This window comes from Xanthomonas campestris pv. badrii (genome assembly GCF_012848175.1).
GTDB classification, from domain to species: Bacteria; Pseudomonadota; Gammaproteobacteria; order Xanthomonadales; family Xanthomonadaceae; genus Xanthomonas; species Xanthomonas campestris_C.
The window spans coordinates 2,817,421-2,832,769 of the sequence record NZ_CP051651.1; the positions used below are offsets into that span (position 1 = coordinate 2,817,421).

At 64.6% G+C, this 15,349-nt stretch carries 14 protein-coding genes; 7 read left to right on the forward strand and 7 right to left on the reverse strand.

Going from position 1 to position 15,349, the window contains the following annotated elements; genetic code table 11:
• Nucleotide 1: 1 nt before the first annotated feature.
• From HG421_RS11900 to HG421_RS11910, 3 genes are read left to right on the forward strand one after another with little or no spacing between them, the layout of a single operon-like run.
• Nucleotides 2-1,126, forward strand: a complete 1,125-nt coding sequence (locus HG421_RS11900; RefSeq protein ID WP_169706552.1) for a Gfo/Idh/MocA family protein — start codon at nt 2-4, stop codon at nt 1,124-1,126.
• A gap of 19 nt (nt 1,127-1,145) precedes the next feature.
• Nucleotides 1,146-2,000 carry a sugar phosphate isomerase/epimerase family protein gene (locus HG421_RS11905; protein ID WP_169706553.1) on the forward strand — a complete coding sequence of 285 codons (855 nt, stop codon included), beginning with the start codon at nt 1,146-1,148 and terminating at the stop codon, nt 1,998-2,000.
• Nucleotides 2,001-2,018: 18 nt separating this feature from the next.
• Nucleotides 2,019-2,315 (forward strand): c-type cytochrome, encoded by a 297-nt coding sequence (locus tag HG421_RS11910; RefSeq protein WP_211161722.1) that lies wholly within the window; start codon nt 2,019-2,021, stop codon nt 2,313-2,315.
• Between the two features lie 257 nt (nt 2,316-2,572).
• Here HG421_RS11910 and HG421_RS11915 read toward each other — a convergent pair whose 3' ends face one another.
• Genes HG421_RS11915 through HG421_RS11930 form a run of 4 tightly spaced genes read right to left on the reverse strand, consistent with a single transcriptional unit; the run spans nt 2,573 to nt 6,446 of the window.
• Complete coding sequence (locus HG421_RS11915; protein ID WP_169706554.1) at nt 2,573-3,316, reverse strand: 3-keto-disaccharide hydrolase; 744 nt, start codon at nt 3,314-3,316, stop codon at nt 2,573-2,575.
• A 44-nt stretch (nt 3,317-3,360) separates the two neighbouring features.
• Nucleotides 3,361-3,936 carry a gluconate 2-dehydrogenase subunit 3 family protein gene (locus HG421_RS11920; protein ID WP_169706555.1) on the reverse strand — a complete coding sequence of 192 codons (576 nt, stop codon included), beginning with the start codon at nt 3,934-3,936 and terminating at the stop codon, nt 3,361-3,363.
• Nucleotides 3,936-5,621 (reverse strand): GMC oxidoreductase, encoded by a 1,686-nt coding sequence (locus tag HG421_RS11925; RefSeq protein ID WP_169706556.1) that lies wholly within the window; start codon nt 5,619-5,621, stop codon nt 3,936-3,938. The genes HG421_RS11920 and HG421_RS11925 overlap by 1 nt, the downstream gene beginning before the upstream one ends.
• A 30-nt stretch (nt 5,622-5,651) precedes the next feature.
• The gene (locus HG421_RS11930; RefSeq protein ID WP_429001922.1) at nt 5,652-6,446 is read right to left on the reverse strand and encodes a hydroxypyruvate isomerase family protein; all 795 of its coding nucleotides are present in this window, start codon (nt 6,444-6,446) and stop codon (nt 5,652-5,654) included.
• Between the two features lie 568 nt (nt 6,447-7,014).
• Here HG421_RS11930 and HG421_RS11935 point away from each other — a divergent pair.
• A complete protein-coding gene (locus tag HG421_RS11935) occupies nt 7,015-9,465 on the forward strand; it encodes a mechanosensitive ion channel family protein (RefSeq protein WP_169706557.1) in 2,451 nt (816 codons plus the stop codon).
• Nucleotides 9,466-9,587: 122 nt separating this feature from the next.
• On the forward strand, nt 9,588-10,373 hold the full coding sequence (locus HG421_RS11940; protein WP_169706558.1) for a DUF3011 domain-containing protein: 786 nt from the start codon (nt 9,588-9,590) through the stop codon (nt 10,371-10,373).
• Nucleotides 10,374-10,498: 125 nt separating this feature from the next.
• Here HG421_RS11940 and HG421_RS11945 read toward each other — a convergent pair whose 3' ends face one another.
• Entirely contained in the window at nt 10,499-11,005 is a 507-nt protein-coding gene (locus HG421_RS11945; RefSeq protein WP_169706559.1) for a hypothetical protein, read from the reverse strand.
• Between the two features lie 418 nt (nt 11,006-11,423).
• On the opposite strand from HG421_RS11945, the gene HG421_RS11950 reads away from it, so the two are divergent.
• The gene (locus HG421_RS11950; protein WP_169706560.1) at nt 11,424-12,182 is read left to right on the forward strand and encodes a CPBP family intramembrane glutamic endopeptidase; all 759 of its coding nucleotides are present in this window, start codon (nt 11,424-11,426) and stop codon (nt 12,180-12,182) included.
• A 276-nt stretch (nt 12,183-12,458) separates the two neighbouring features.
• Here HG421_RS11950 and HG421_RS11955 read toward each other — a convergent pair whose 3' ends face one another.
• Nucleotides 12,459-12,992: a single-stranded DNA-binding protein gene (locus tag HG421_RS11955; RefSeq protein WP_169706561.1), complete on the reverse strand. Its 534-nt coding sequence runs from the start codon at nt 12,990-12,992 to the stop codon at nt 12,459-12,461.
• Nucleotides 12,993-13,263: 271 nt separating this feature from the next.
• On the opposite strand from HG421_RS11955, the gene HG421_RS11960 reads away from it, so the two are divergent.
• On the forward strand, nt 13,264-14,262 hold the full coding sequence (locus HG421_RS11960; protein ID WP_169706562.1) for a polyprenyl synthetase family protein: 999 nt from the start codon (nt 13,264-13,266) through the stop codon (nt 14,260-14,262).
• A 200-nt stretch (nt 14,263-14,462) separates the two neighbouring features.
• Here HG421_RS11960 and HG421_RS11965 read toward each other — a convergent pair whose 3' ends face one another.
• The gene (locus HG421_RS11965; RefSeq protein ID WP_169706563.1) at nt 14,463-15,266 is read right to left on the reverse strand and encodes a dienelactone hydrolase family protein; all 804 of its coding nucleotides are present in this window, start codon (nt 15,264-15,266) and stop codon (nt 14,463-14,465) included.
• Nucleotides 15,267-15,349 lie beyond the last annotated feature (83 nt).

The following is a 15,349-nucleotide window of genomic DNA, read 5'->3' on the forward strand; positions in this document are numbered from 1 at the left end:
GATGAGCAAGCTTGGAATCGCCATTGTCGGCACGGGCATGATCGGCGCCGTGCACCGTCGCGCGGCGCTGCTGGCCGGTGCGCAGGTTCGCGGCATCGCCGCCTCTTCCGCGCAACGCGCACGCGAGGTCGCGCAGTCATGGAATGTGCCGCGCGCTTACCGCGACATCGAAGAAGTGGTCGCCGATCCGCAGGTGCAGGTGGTGCACGTGTGCACGCCCAATCATCTGCACCGCGCCATGGCGCAGGCGGCGCTGGACGCCGGCAAGCACGTGATCTGCGAAAAGCCCTTGGCCACGACGCTACAGGATGCCCAGGCGTTGGCGGCACTGGCCGCCTCGGCCGGGCGGATTGCCACGGTGCCCTTCGTCTACCGCTACCACCCGGTGGTCCGCGAGGCGCGCGCGCGCATCGCGCAGGGCGAACTGGGGCCGCTGCGCTTGATACACGGCAGCTATCTGCAGGATTGGCTGCTGGACCCCGCCAGCAACAACTGGCGTGTGGACCCGGCGCTGGGCGGCGCATCGCGCGTGTTCGCCGACATCGGCTCGCACTGGTGCGACCTGGTGGAATGGGTCGGCGGCGAGCGTTTCGTCGAGGTCAGCGCGGCGTTTGCGACCGTGATCGCCGAGCGCGGCGCGCTCACCGGGCAGAGCTTCAGCACGCCGACGGCGGGCGGCGCGATGCAGGCGGTATCGAGCGAGGACGTGGCTACGGCGATGTTCAGAACGAGCGCGGGCACGCTGGCGGCGTTGACGGTGAGCCAGGTGTCGGCTGGGCGCCGTAATCGCCTCTGGTTCGAGATCGACGGCGCCAGGGCCAGCGTTGCATTCGACCAGGAGGATGCCGAACGGCTATGGATCGGCCTGCCCGACCAGCGCGAGGACATCTTCGTGCGCGGCCCCAGCGCCGGCAGTGCCGAACAACGCCGGCTGTCGAGGTTGCCGGCCGGGCACGCGCAGGGCTACGGCGATTGCTTCGAGGCGTTCGTCGCCGACACCTATCGCGCCATCGAACGCGAGCGGCCGGAAGGCTTGCCGACCTTCGAAGACGGGGTGCGCTCGGCGCTGATCGTCGATCGCGTCATCACATCGGCCAGAACACGTGGCTGGACATCCATCGATTGAATCCCGGGAGGACTTCCTGATGCATCTGCCTACACGCAGGACCGCGGCCCTCGCTTTGCTGCTGCTCGTCGCCCTGCCCGCCTTCGCACACGACCCCGCCGGCCCGCAACAACCCATCGCGGTGCAGATGTACACGCTGCGCAACGCGGGCTCGCTCGACCAACAGCTGAAGATCGTCCACGACGCGGGCGTGGGCGCGGTGGAAACGGTCGGCACGCAGAACGTCAGCGCTGCCGAACTCAAGCAGCTGCTGGACAGATACTCGATCAAGGCGATCTCCTCGCACGTGCAACTGGCCGAGCTGCGCAAGGACCTGGACGGCGTGATGGCGTTCAACCGCGCGATCGGCAACACGACCCTGGTGGTGCCTTACCTGGACGAGAAGGATCGGCCGACCGATGCCGCGGGCTGGACCGCCTTGGGCCGGGAACTGGGCCAGATCGCGAAGCGGACGCAGGCCAAGGGCATGCGCCTGGCCTACCACAACCACGACTTCGAACTGGTCGACTTCAATGGCAAGACCGGGCTGGAGCTGCTGTTCGCAGCCGCCGGCCCCGATCTGCAGACCGAGCTGGACCTGGCCTGGGTCGCGCGCGCGGGCTACGACCCGGCGACAATGCTGGGCAAGTTCAAGGGCCGCATGTTCGCAGTCCACGCCAAGGACAATGCGCCAAAAGGCCAGGCCGAGGACGAAGGCGGCTTCGCCGCCGTAGGCCAGGGCGTGCTGGACTGGAACGCGATCCTGTCTGCGGCGGCGAATGCCGGCGTACGCTGGTACATCGTCGAACACGACCGTCCACGCGATCCGGCCACCGTCATCCAGACCGGAGCCGATTACCTGCGTCAGCACCTGCCCGCCAGCACGCATCGCTAGCACGCAAAGGAGCCTGGTGTGAAAACGATCCTGACACTGGCCGCGGCGCTGCTGGGTGCGACACTTGCGACCACGGCGTGGTCCAAGGACGACCCGACGGCCGGCGCGCAACTCTACGCAACGCACTGCACGGCCTGCCACGGTGCGACTCGCGCAGGCATGCCGCCCACGTTCCCGGCGCTAACCGACGTGGGCACGCGGCTACAACCCGCGCAGATCAAGGAAAAGATCGTAAAGGGCGGCGGGTTGATGCCGCCCTTCCCTCAGCTGTCGCAACAGGATGTCGACAACCTCGCCAGCTTCCTGGCGCAATAGGGCGTGCCATCGATGCCCGGGCAGCTTGCGTTGGGCGTGTCAGATTGCCAGTCAGGCCGCGCTGCGCAACACCGGCTGGCGGCCTGACAAGCCCAACCCGCAGGTCAGCGCTTGCGCGCCTGGCGCTACGCCACCATTCCGGCCGCATCCTCCACGCATGCGCGCGCTTCCTGCCTGCGTGCATGCGCCACAGCGACGCGATCTGCCCGGGGAGTGATGACACGCCCCAAGATGCCGGCGGCAGCGTTGCGCCGGCGCTACAAGGCGCGTACCCAGATGTTGCGGTAGCTGACCTTGGAATCGTGCTCCTGCAGCAAGATCGGCGCGCACCCATGCGGCGCATACGACGGCGCGCCGATGTACTCGGTCTTGCCCGACAGGACGGTATCGTCCTGCACCAGCACGCCGTTGTGCAGGACGGTGATGCGGGCGGGTGAGGTGAGCCCGCCGCCCTGCGAGAAGCGCGGCGCCTTCCAGATGATGTCGTAGGTCTGCCACTGGCCCGGCGCACGCGAGGCGTTCACCAGCGGAATGGCCTGCTTGTAGATCGCGCCGGCCTGGCCGTTGGGATAGGTCGGGTTGTTGTCGCTGTCGAGCACCTGCAGCTCATACAGTTCCTGCAGGAAGATGCCGCTGTTGCCTCGCTGCTGGCCGTCGAACCCGCGGGTCCCGGTGGGCGTGCGCCATTCGACATGCAGTTGGATGTCGCAGAAGCGCTGCCTGGTGCGGATGCCCTTGCTGCCCGGGACCACGGTCAGCGCGCCGTCGGCAACGCTCCAGGGCGCCCGTCCGCCCTGCTCCGACTCCCAGGCGGAGAGATCCTTGCCATCGAACAACACGATGGCGTCTGAGGGCGCGCTGCCCGGGGGCGTGGCTACGGTCGCGGGGACGGGCGTCCACACCTCGGTCCTGGCCGGATCGCGCGACGCATCGCCGCTGGTCTGCGCGAACGCAGGCGCCGCGGCCAACAGGCACGCCGCCGTCAGGAGGTGTCTGGTCATGGTGTTCCCGGGGACGTGGCGCAGGGGCGCATCGTTGCGGTCCATCAGTTCGTCGCCCAGGCAGGCGTGCCGGGGACATAGGCCATGTCGCCGTCGTAACGGCCCGGCACGGCGACGTAGCGCAGCACGTCGGTCGCGGCGACCTTCGAGGTGAAGAAGCTGAAGATGGCCAGCTGCTTGATCATCGTGAAGTAGTGCGGCATTGCTTTCGCCTTTTCGGCGGTGCCGATATCGGTGGTTTCGACGACATGTTTCCTGGCTTCCGCATCCAGCGCGCGCAGCAGCTCGGTGCGCGCCTGCGGCGCGAGCGACACGAATCGGCCGCCGGCGCGTGTGTCGATGTCGACCAGGCCGGCGCGGAACGCCGCCTGCTGCCGGGCGGTGTAGCAATCGGTGACGAAGCGCGCCATGAACGCGCCGACGCCGGCATCTTTGGCTCCCGGCGTTTTGGTCCGCGGCAGGATGGTCTCGGCGATCTCGTCCAGCGTGGCTACATCGGCAGCGGAGAAGATGGTCTTCGCTCCCTCGGCCGGCGCCTGTGCCTGGCCCAGCGCGGGCAGGCCGATCATGGCCGCCCCCGTGGCGGCGACGATCATCTTCAGCAGTTCGCGGCGTTCCATCACAGATTCCCCGCTTTCAGTTCGCGCACCGCATGATCCGCCGCGCGGGCCGTCAGCGCCATGTAGGTCAGCGAGGGATTGACGCAGGCGCTGGACGTCATGCAGGCACCGTCGGTCACGTAGACGTTCGGCGCGTCCCAGACCTGGTTGTGCTGGTTCAGCACGGAATTCCTGCGGTCGCGGCCCATGCGCGCGGTGCCCATTTCGTGGATGCCCTTGCCGGGCGCGTAGTCGTCGTCGTGCATCTGCACGTCCTTGACGCCGGCGGCCTCGAACATCTCGGCGGCATCGGCGGCCATGTCCTTGCGCATGGCCTTTTCGTTTGCGCGCAGGGACACATCCATCGCCAGCACCGGCAGCCCCCATTTATCCTTGCGCTGCGCATCCAGGCGGATCGTATTGTCGTGGTGCGGCAGCATTTCGCCGAATCCGGTCATGCCGATACGCCAATCGCCCGGCTGGGTCAGCGCCTCCTTCAGGTCGGCGCCGATGTTCAGCTCGGCGATCTCGCGCGACCATCCGGTGCGGCTGGCGCCGCCCTGGTAGCCAAACCCGCGCAAGTAGCCGCGCTTGTCCGCGGCGACATTGCGGAAACGGGGAATGTAGAACCCGCACGGACGACGGCCGAAGTAGTACTTGTCTTCATAGCCCTCGACCCGGCCGGAGGCGCCCGCGCCGAAATGATGGTCCATCACGTTGTGCCCAAGCTCGCCGGACGAAGACCCCAGCCCACCCTCCCAGACATCGGTGGCCGAGTTCATCAACAGCCAGGTCGAGTTGAAGGAGGATGCGTTGAGGAAGATCACGTTGGCCGTGTATTGATAGGTCTGCCTGCTCTCGGCATCGATGATCTCCACGCCCCGCGCACGCTTGCGGTCCTTGTCGTAGAGCACCTCCTTGACGATCGAGAACGGCCGCAAGGTCAGGTTGCCGGTCTTCATCGCCGCCGGCAGCGTCGCCGCCTGGGTCGAGAAGTAGGCGCCGAACGGACAGCCCAGGATGCACTTGTTGCGATACTGGCAGTTGACGCGGCCCTGCTCGGGCATCGGCTGGGTGATGTTGGCGGTGCGCGAATGGATCAGGTGCCTGGTTCCGCCAAAGGCCTTCTTGATCCGCGCAGCCACGTCCTTCTCGACGATGTTCAACGGGATCGGCGGCAGGAACTGGCCATCGGGCAACACGTCCAGGCCCTCGCGCGTGCCGGCGATGCCGGCGAACTTTTCCACATAGTCGTACCAGGGTGCGATGTCGGCGTAGCGGATCGGCCAATCGGTGGCGATGCCATCCTTGAGGTTCGCCTGGAAATCCAGGTCCGACAGGCGATAGCTCTGCCGCCCCCAAAGCAGCGAGCGACCGCCCACGTGATAGCCACGGAACCAGTCGAATCGCTTGATCTCGGTGTAGGGCGATTCGGTTTCGTTGGCCCACATGCCCTGCAGGTTTTCGACCAGGGCGTAGTCGCGCTTCAACACCGGATAATCGGCCTTCATCGCCTGGGTCGGCCGGTTGTAGTGCGGGAAATCCCACACTTCCTTCATCGCGTTGACATAGTCCTTGACGTGCTCGATGTTGCGCCCGCGTTCCAGCATCAGGACCTTGAGGCCTTTCTCGGTCAGCTCCTTCGCCGCCCAGCCGCCACTGATTCCCGAACCGACGACAATGGCGTCGTAGTGATTGTCTGCCATGGATTCTGCTTCACCTGGGTAGAGAGCATTTCAGACGTCGCACAGGCGGATCGCCTCGCGCAGCGAGCCGACGGGATCGGGCGCGGTAGGAATGAATTCCTGCGCCAGGTAGCCGTCGAAACCGGTAGCGCGGATCGCGCGACAGATGGCGGGATAGTGGAGTTCCTGAGCGTCTCCAATCTCGTGCCGACCAGGCACGCCCGCAGTGTGGTAATGCTTGAAGCACGCGTGATGCTTGCCGATGGTGGCGATGATGTCGCCCTCCATGATCTGCATGTGGTAGATGTCGTACAGCAGGCCGAAATGCTCCGAGCCAATCCGCCGGCACAGCTCCACACCCCATGCCGAGTGGTCACAGAGATAGTCGGGGTGATCGACCCTGGAATTCAGCAGTTCCATCACCAGCACCACGCCGCGCTTTTCGGCATGCCCGAGGATGCGCTTGAGTCCGGCTTCGGCGTGGGCCATGCCGTCCTGCGGATCCATGCCATTCCGGTTGCCGGAAAAACAGATGAGGTTGCGATAGCCTGCATCGGCCACCAGATCGATATGCCGCGTATAGCGCTCGACCAACTGGTCGTGGAACTGGCGGCCGGCGAAGCCCTTGTCCAGGCCGATCTCCGCGCCGTTGCACATCGAGCTGTACACGCCGTTGGCCTTCAATGCGGGCCAATCCGTAGGGCCGACCAGATCGATGGCGGCAAATCCAAGCTGTTTCACCGTCTGGCACAACTGGGCGATCGACTGCTGCGGAAACGTCCACCGGGCCACCGAATGCTTCAGCGTGCCCTCGCGCGGCGTGGCAGCGGCAAGCGCAGGCAGCACGCCCGCAACGCTGAAGCCAAGGCTCCCGGCGACACCCAAGCGCAGCGCATCTCGCCTTGTGAACCCCGGAGCCGGAACCGGCCCGCTCGATTGCATGGACATTCGTTTTCCGGCCTCCCAACCGGTCTCAAATGCTGATGATTTGCCTCGATTCAATCGATTGCACCATAGAGGAGAGAATCGTCTTTTTGCAAGACGCAGTGCACGAAAGCCATGCGGCAGGCTACACCGCCTGTCGCGGGGGAAGGTCACGGTGTAGCCGGCGCCCGCAAGGGGTACGTAGAGTCTGGCTCTGAGCGCGCTGTCGGTGCCCACCTGACGCTTGCTCCCACGGTTTGCTCGCCGCTCCAAGCCGACAGGCGTCGCACTGTGATCGATACCCGGAGAACGCTCGGCACGGTGTGCAGGTATCGATTGATGGGCCGCTGCCACTGCCACGCAATGCAGACGAAACACATGACCTTCTTTCTGCTGCAGGAGGCCGGCAGAACCAGACTCAAGCAATGCCTCCGCTAATGCCTGCTGATAACCTGCCGGTATCTACCCGGCTGGTTCCCGGAACGCCATGGTGTCTGCCCTCCACCTTGCATGTGCCGCATTGGCGGGCTTCATGCTGGCGCAGCCTGTCGCTGCGCACACATTGCAGGTCGCTGCTGCCATCGCTACCACCAACCCCGCCGGGTCCATGCCGACAGCGACCGACAGCGCACCGACTGCGATCGATGTCGCCGACATTCCATCGCTGGCTGACGCAGACCAGCGGCTGGCCGAGCGCGCCAACGAAGCGAATGCGGGATCGGTCACACCTGCCGTCTCCTTTGCCCGTCAGTTGGCAATGATCGAAGTTGCTGTCGAAGATCCGTTCTGGCGCATGACCTTTGCGGAAATGCGGACGCTGCCGATTGCGCGCCTGGAAAGCCTGTCACGCCACTGGCGCTTCCAGGCACGTCTACTGACACGCTGGCAATCGGATCTGGCCCTTGCCACCAGGCATCGGGCCAGCGACGCAGCAGGGTTGGCGTCCCGTCGCCAGGCCTGGGTGGCAACCGCGACATCCGGGCAGGAACTGCCCACTGCGCTGCAGGAACGGGTGGACGAAGTCGTGGCCGACCTGACCCAGGCCGAAGCAGGCGTCTCGGATCCGCTGGCCAGACTGATTGCGCTCGGCCGACGCGGCAATGCGGTGGGCGCGCGCATCGAAAGCGCGCAACGCCGCGTCGCGGAGGCGATCGCAGCGTACGACACGCGCCTGCTACGTATCGACGGGCCGCCCCTGTGGCAACTGAAGCCTGTCGGTGTCGTGTCCAACGCCAGTACGGGCAACACTGTTCGTAGCGGCCTGGAGATCGAATCACGCTTTGCCGGAGAGTATGTCAAGAGTGATGCCATGGTCGGCCGGCGCGCCTTGCAGACATTGCTGTGTTGTTCGCTACCGTTGTTGCTTTGGCTCGCTTGGCACAGCCGCGCACCGATCCGGGCTGGGCAGGTCAGCCGGACCGAGGCGAGCGTGCTCTCACGTCCGCTCTCCTGCTGGTTGCTGCTTCTGGTCATCGGCGTGTTTGCTTTCCAGCCCGATGCGCCGATGCTGACACATCAGCTGGCGCTGGTGCTTGCGGTCGTTCCGGTGATGCGGCTGCTGCCGATCTCGCAACGACGGCTACTCGGGATAACTCCTCACGTCGCCAGTGCCTTGTTCCTGCTGCTGCGGCTGGGTTTCGTATTCCTGTCCAGCCCGGTCGCTTATCGCCTCTACATACTTCTGCTGACATTGCTCGGCCTGGCTGCCGCAGGCTGGCTGCTGCGGCGTGCACGCCACCATGGTCACGCATCGCACAACGGACGCCTCGGCAGGGCACTACGTGCAGCGCTACATGTCGCCGGGGTAATGCTGGGAGTGGCGCTGGTGGCCAATGTATTCGGTAACGTGTCGCTGGCCGAGACATTGACCGGCGGCGTCATCGACAGCGCGTACTTTGCCCTGCTGCTCGCCGCCGGCATGACCGTCCTGGCAACCTGGGTCCAACTGCTGCTGAAGCGCCCCGGCGTTTCGCGCTTCCGGCTGGCACGCGAGCATGCGGACCCAGCCGTGCTGGTACTGCTCAAACTGCTGACGGCCGCTTCCGTCGCAGGCTGGCTCGTCTACGCACTGGACCGCTTCCGTGTGCTGGCTCCGGTCAACGAGGCGTTGTCGGCCCTGCTGGACCACAGCTGGGCGCTGGGGGATCTGCGCTTGAGCCTGGGCCATGTCCTGCTGTTCGCACTCAGCGTGGTGCTCGCCTTCTGGCTCGCCAAAACGGTACGTCTGGTGCTCGATGGCGAAGTGCTGTCGCGCATGTCATTGCCGCATGGCGTTGCCAACAGCATCGCTTCACTGAGCTATTACGCTGTACTGCTGCTCGGCTTGATCGCGGCGCTGTCGGCTGCCGGTTTCAGGACCAGCCAACTCACCTTCGTGCTCGGTGCATTGGGCGTTGGGGTCGGCCTGGGCCTGCAGAACGTGGTCAATAATTTCGTCTCTGGCCTCGTACTGATCTTCGAGCGCCCATTTCAACCTGGCGATGTGGTCGAGGTCGCAGGTACGACCGGCCGGGTACGTGACATCGGTATGCGTGCGACCCGGCTGTCCACCTTCGACGGTGCCAGTGTCGTGGTACCGAATGGTCAAATGATCTCCCAGCAACTGGTCAACTGGACGCTGTTCGATCGCAGCCGTCGGCTCGAATTGCGGGTCTCGGTGGCATACGGAAACGCGCCCAAGGAGATAGAAACCCTGCTGATCGACGTCGCACGCGCCACGGAGGGAGTAGCTTCCGCACCTGTACCAATCGTCCTGTTCGACGGCATGGGCAATGTGGCGATGGAGTTCATCGTGCGCGCCTGGACAGTGGAATACGATCATGCAGCGACTACCCGCAGCCTGCTGTACGCGCGCATCTACGAGGCGCTGACCACGCGCGGCATCGGTTTGGCGCATGCTGCAGCGGAGATCTATCCAGCCCCGCCCCGCAACGCATCCTGATTACCATGACGGTGCGGCGATTGGACGCGTCGATGACCGATGTCGATCTTCGCACGCATGCGACATGCCCTTCCTGCAGACCCGTTGCCTGATGACGTGCGGAGATCACCAAGGAGAACGCAGTGAAAAAATGTATCGCTGTCGGTGTTGCCACGTTGGCCACTGCCATTTCGCTTGCGCCCGCCTCGGCGGCGGTCCAGCAGTTCAACGCAACCTGCCCCGGTGGCGTGGAGGTGCATGCGGACCAGGGCGGCCCGGTGTTCATCAACGGACGAGAAACACGCCTGAAGCGATTCAATGAGGATTACTACGAAGCGAGTGATGGACAGGGGCTGACGCTGTCGATCAACCGAACCCCTGATGGCGGCACCCAGATGTCCTATACCGGACCCGGCAATGACAACGGCGTGTGCTCGGTCCAGTCATCCCCGCACGATGTGTATCCAGGCGACAAGCACCCATCGTCCCAGCGCTATGCCGAAGATGCGTTGGCTGCCACCGTGACCTGCGCGTCGGAAGATCGCACGCAGCACGAATGCGCGATGGACACGCGCGGGGAAGTGATCGTCTCCCGACAGATCAGCCACACCCGTTGCGTGCGCGGCGACAACTGGGACGTGAACCGGCATTCCATCTGGGTCAAGGACGGTTGCCGCGCCGAGTTTCGTAATGTGTCTCAGGGCAGTGGAGCCAGGAATTCAGGGCGACAGCAGGCGGGGGGGCGCCGCACCGACCTGGCGAGTGCCTGCAACACGCGTGCACGCGCTGATGGAGAAGAGGTGACGAGAGTGGCGGTCAACCAGGACCTGACCGAACTCATCATCAACTATCCCGATGGCCGGCATGGCTGCCTGGTGCATGATGACGGCACCGTCCAGTCCCTGACGCGACTAGGACGCCAGCGATAGTCTGCTGTCGTTGCGTTTCTGCGCGTAAAAATATTGAGCCACCATCAGGCAACACCAGTCCCTACGCAGTGGGCCGGAGGCACCATCGCCGGCCCCAATAATGGCAATCGCTTTTTCTGCAATCATCAGAAACGGTTCTGACCAGGCTCGACAGCGCTACAGGTGCCTTCGAAGGTTTCCAACCCCTTCATCGTCATGAAGCCGCTACGCCGGTCGATCGAGATCTTCGGAACATTCATGCCGTTGAACTTGAACGACCCCTGGATGCGATCGGGGGTGATATTCAGATCATGCAACTGCCACCAACCGCCGTTGCTTCCGCTTGAAAGCGGCGGTGCCATGCTCTTTGGCGGCCTGATCCGCCCTGCTCCATCGTGGATCTCGATCTGGAATGTCGCCTGCATTTGTTCCCGGCTGTACTGAACGCCGCTGCGCTGGACGTACTTGTGCTTGGCCGGGTCCCATTCGTAGCCGGACGTATCGTGGCTGGCCAGATGTTCTCCACTTCCCGAACAGATCAGGTCGAAGTCGGTACGCCCGGCAACATCCGCTGATGCCGGAAAGGTCAGCACTGTAGACAGACCTGCGAAGGAAATGGCGGATGCACTGCGCCAGATGATCGAACGTTTCATGCTTGATAACTCCGTGCGAGTAATGGTCGGTACCACGACATCATGCAAGATGTCTCTATCCACTCGTACCAGCTTTTCGAAGAATCCACTTATCGATCGAGCCCGTGAGAAGCGGCAACAGCAACGAACCGGATAACCAGGTTGCTCCTGCATTCTTGCGGAAATCGAAGGAAATAACGACACCCGACGCACATACCAAAGCGATCTGTACCATAACGTCAGCAATCGAGTGCAGCCGTCATCGCCTTGCGTTGCAGCCCCCATCGCTCGAAATGACGCGCCCGTTATCGTCTCGGCGAATCAGCTCAAAGCGCACTGAACCTCAGAAGAACTCCTGCAGCTGGTTACGCGATATTCGTCATAGAAAAAAGCGGTTGCGAACGTGCTTGAATATCGCTGTCATCGTGGGCATTCGCAGATGGACGCACGCGCCGACCTCACCCGATCCGATTTTCCTTTTTATAATCGGCAGCCGATCCCGATCTCGGCGCTGCAATGGCTGCTCATCCTGAGTGCGCTGTGCACTGCGTTCGCATTGCTGATCATGCCTTGGCCATCCAGCGACTCCATCGCGGGGCGCTGGGTGCACCCACTGCTTTTTTGCCTGGTGCCGTTGGGCGCAATGACATTGATCAGCGGACGTGCCGTGGCGGCCCTGTTTCACCGGCTGCGTGTTCGCGATGGTCTTTGGATGATCGCGATCGCCGCTCTGAACCTGGCCGTCACCGTCTTGGTGGCGCTCGCGTTTTCCGGGCAGCATCGCGCGTCCTCCAATCCCCTGTTTGCGCAGCTGGGCGGTGCCGATCTGTCGACGCGCATCCTCGCGTTCGGGATGATGGCACCGCAGCTGCTGGGCGAGGAGCTGCTGACCGTGCTGCCGTTGCTTGCGCTTCTGCAGTGGTTTACGGCCCGTGTGCGGATGCGCCGCAGCCATGCGGTCCTGTGCGCATGGCTGTTGTCGGCCCTGCCCTTCGCGCTCGCTCATCTGCCCACCTATCAGTGGGATCTGCTGCAGTGCCTGGTCATCATTGGCACCGCACGGCTGGTGCTTTCCCTGGCCTACCTGACGACACGTAATCTATGGGTCTCGACCGGCGCCCATCTGCTCAACGATTGGGCACTGTTCGGCTTCGCGCTCTCGTATCCAGTCGCCTCGATGCTGGGCGGACTGACATAGCGCAAGCCTGCTGCTTGGGGGTTGGCATGACGTCATGCCGCACCGACTCCAGATCATGCACACAACAGCATTGACGCCGCTTGCAATGCTGCACTGCTCAGTGCGTTGAACATCTGCGAGCAAGAGCAGTGGAGATCCCGTCGCCGTGCTTCCGGACCCCAGGTTCGGAGGCAGCTGCCTGTTCAGGCGCTACGTTCCACGCCTGATACAGAGAAGGAAAAGGCCCGCGTGAGCAGGCCATTGCTTGTAACGCAAGAATTGTTTGAGTCGCCGAACTCAAAAAGGGATGTCGTCGTCGGCAAAATCGTCCATCGGCGGAGCCGACTGCTGCTGCGCCGGCTGCTGACGACGCGGGGCATAGTCCTGACCACCGCCACCGTAGCCGCCGCCCTGGCCGCCACCACCACCGCCCTGCTGGCGCGGGGCCTGCGAGCGCTGCGGACGGTCGCCGCCCATGCCGCCACCACCGCCGTCGCCACGGCCACCGAGCATCTGCATCTCGTTGGCGACGATATCGGTGCTGTACTTCTCCACACCGTCCTGACCGGTGTACTTGTCGTAGCGCAGCTCGCCTTCGACGTAGACCTGCGAGCCCTTGCGCAGGTATTCGCCGGCGATCTCGCCCAGCTTTCCGAAGAACACCACGCGGTGCCATTCGGTGCGCTCCTGGTTGTTGCCGTCGCGGTCCTTGCGCACGCTGGTGGTGGCCAGGCTCACGCGGGTGATCGCCATGCCGGACTGGGTGTACTTGGTGTCGGGATCGTTGCCGAGGTTGCCGACGAGGATGACTTTGTTGATGCCGCGGGCCATAAATGCTTCCGATGGTGCGCCGGCGCCGAAGGGGCGCGGCGGTGAATGTCTTGGGGCCAATGTTACCGCACCTGCCCTGCCCGGGTGCCGCCGCGCGGCGCGCCGCCGGGCCGGGAAATGCCGCGCCGGCAGGTGGGAATCGGCATCGGGCGGCAACCCCGCGGGTCAGGCGCCACAACGGTTTCCGCCCTGCCCCGGCGGCCGCGGCACACGCGGCGGGACGGATCCGGCCCGGGCACCTATAATCGATGTACATCACGAACGCCTGCGCATGACCATCGCCGAAGACCTCCCCACCGTTCTGGGCCTGCCCCAGATCCAGTCCCTCGCCGCGCCCGACATGGCCGCGGTCGATGCGTTGATCCGTCGCCGCCTGGCGTCGGACGTCGTGCTGATCAACCAGATTGCCGATCACATCATCTCCGCCGGCGGCAAACGCCTGCGCCCGATGCTGGTGATGCTGGCAGGCCACGCGGCTGGCGGCTCCGGCCCGGAGCACCATCAGCTCGCGGCCATCATCGAATTCATCCACACCTCGACCCTGCTGCACGACGACGTGGTGGACGAGTCGGACCTGCGCCGCGGGCGCAGCACCGCCAACGCGCTGTGGGGCAACGCACCCAGCGTGCTGGTCGGCGATTTCCTGTATTCGCGCAGCTTCCAGTTGATGGTCGAGCTCGACCGCATGGAAGTCATGCAGATCCTGGCCGATACCACCAACCGCATCGCCGAAGGCGAAGTGCTGCAGCTGTTGCACGTGCACAACCCGGACACCGACGAAGCCGCCTACCTGCGGGTGATCGAGCGCAAGACGGCGGTACTGTTCGCCGCCGGGACCCGCCTGGGCGCGCTGGCATCGGGTGCGGATGCGCAGGTGCAGCAGCAGCTGTACGACTACGGCATGCAGCTGGGCTTTGCCTTCCAGATCGCCGACGACGTGCTGGATTACGCCGCCGAGGCCGAGGATCTGGGCAAGAACCTCGGCGACGATCTGGCCGAAGGCAAGGCCACGTTGCCGCTGATCCACGCCATAGCGCACTCGGACGAGGCCACCCGGCAGCGCCTGCGCGCCATCGTCGAACAGGGCAATGCGGCGGCGATGCCCGACGTCCTGGCCGCCATCCATGCCACCGGCGGATTGGACTACAGCCGCCAGCGCGCCGCCGAATACGCCGCCGCCGCCGAGCAGGCGCTGGCAACCCTACCCGACAGTCCGGCAGTGGCCGCACTGCGCGGCCTGGCACGTTACGCGGTGGAACGGACGCATTGATCCGGCGCGCTGTGCGCGCCGGACGGGATTTGGGATTCGGGATTGGGGATTCGTAAAAGCGGCTTGGCTGTGCTCTTACGCATCCCGGCATTCGATCGCCCAGCGATGTTCAACGCAAATCCCCGAGCACAAACTCACGAAGGATCGGGAGGACGGGACCACGCGTTTGCGAATCCCGAATCCCAAATCACCAATCCCGGCTACTCAGCAAACCGCTCGTCGAAGAAGTCACCCAACATGCGGTAGGCACGCTTGGCGGCGCGCGGGTTGTAAAGGCAGCCCGGCGGGCTGTTCGCATCGGCTTCGGCAAAACAATGCACCGCGCCGCTGAAGTTGACGAACTGCCAATCCGCGCCGGCGGCATTCATTTCGGTTTCGAACGCGGCGATGTCGGCCTTGGTCACGCTCTTGTCGTCGGCGCCGTTGAGCACCAGCAACGGTGTCTTGGCCGAGCCGGCTGAGGCCGGGCTGGGCGTGGCAATGCCGCCGTGCAGGCTGACCACACCGGCCAGCTGCGCGCCGGCGCGTACCAGTTCCAGCACCGTGGTGCCGCCAAAGCAAAAGCCCACCGCACCGATGCGCGCTGCATCCAGCGGCGCCTTGCCGGCCTGCGCCTTGAGCATCTCAACGGCTTTCAGCGCACGGGCGCGCAACGTCGGCGGGTCTTTCTTCAACGCGCCGGCAAACTGCCCAGCCTCGCTGTCGTTGGCGGGGCGCTTGCCCTTGCCGTACACGTCGGCCACCAGCACCACGTAGTCGTCGCCGGCCAGCTGCTTGGCTTTCTCTACGGCAGATTCGTTGACGCCGCGCCAGTTGGGCACCATCACCAGGCCCGGGCGCTTGGCATCGCCGGCGTCGTCGTAGACCAGCACGCCGCTGTAGCTGTCTTTGCCGACCTTCCATTCCAGCGGCCTGGCCTGCATCGCCGCCATGGCCGGACATGCCAGCGCTGCCAGGACGACACCAACCAGACCCACACGGCTCCACGACCATTGCTTGTGCATGCGCTTGCTCCCGGAGATGTGCGCACAGTGTAGGCCGAGCCGGCGTGCAGATGCGATCGCGATGCGCCTCGACGCAAGAACAG

Coding starts and splice junctions, on each gene's coding strand:
- HG421_RS11900 (WP_169706552.1), top strand. CDS start 2: ATGAGCAAGCTTGGAATCGCCATTGTCGGCACGGGCATGATCGGCGCC.
- HG421_RS11905 (WP_169706553.1), top strand. CDS start 1,146: ATGCATCTGCCTACACGCAGGACCGCGGCCCTCGCTTTGCTGCTGCTC.
- HG421_RS11915 (WP_169706554.1), bottom strand. CDS start 3,316: ATGACCAGACACCTCCTGACGGCGGCGTGCCTGTTGGCCGCGGCGCCT.
- HG421_RS11920 (WP_169706555.1), bottom strand. CDS start 3,936: ATGGAACGCCGCGAACTGCTGAAGATGATCGTCGCCGCCACGGGGGCG.
- HG421_RS11925 (WP_169706556.1), bottom strand. CDS start 5,621: ATGGCAGACAATCACTACGACGCCATTGTCGTCGGTTCGGGAATCAGT.
- HG421_RS11945 (WP_169706559.1), bottom strand. CDS start 11,005: ATGAAACGTTCGATCATCTGGCGCAGTGCATCCGCCATTTCCTTCGCA.
- HG421_RS11950 (WP_169706560.1), top strand. CDS start 11,424: ATGGACGCACGCGCCGACCTCACCCGATCCGATTTTCCTTTTTATAAT.
- HG421_RS11955 (WP_169706561.1), bottom strand. CDS start 12,992: ATGGCCCGCGGCATCAACAAAGTCATCCTCGTCGGCAACCTCGGCAAC.
- HG421_RS11960 (WP_169706562.1), top strand. CDS start 13,264: ATGACCATCGCCGAAGACCTCCCCACCGTTCTGGGCCTGCCCCAGATC.
- HG421_RS11965 (WP_169706563.1), bottom strand. CDS start 15,266: ATGCACAAGCAATGGTCGTGGAGCCGTGTGGGTCTGGTTGGTGTCGTC.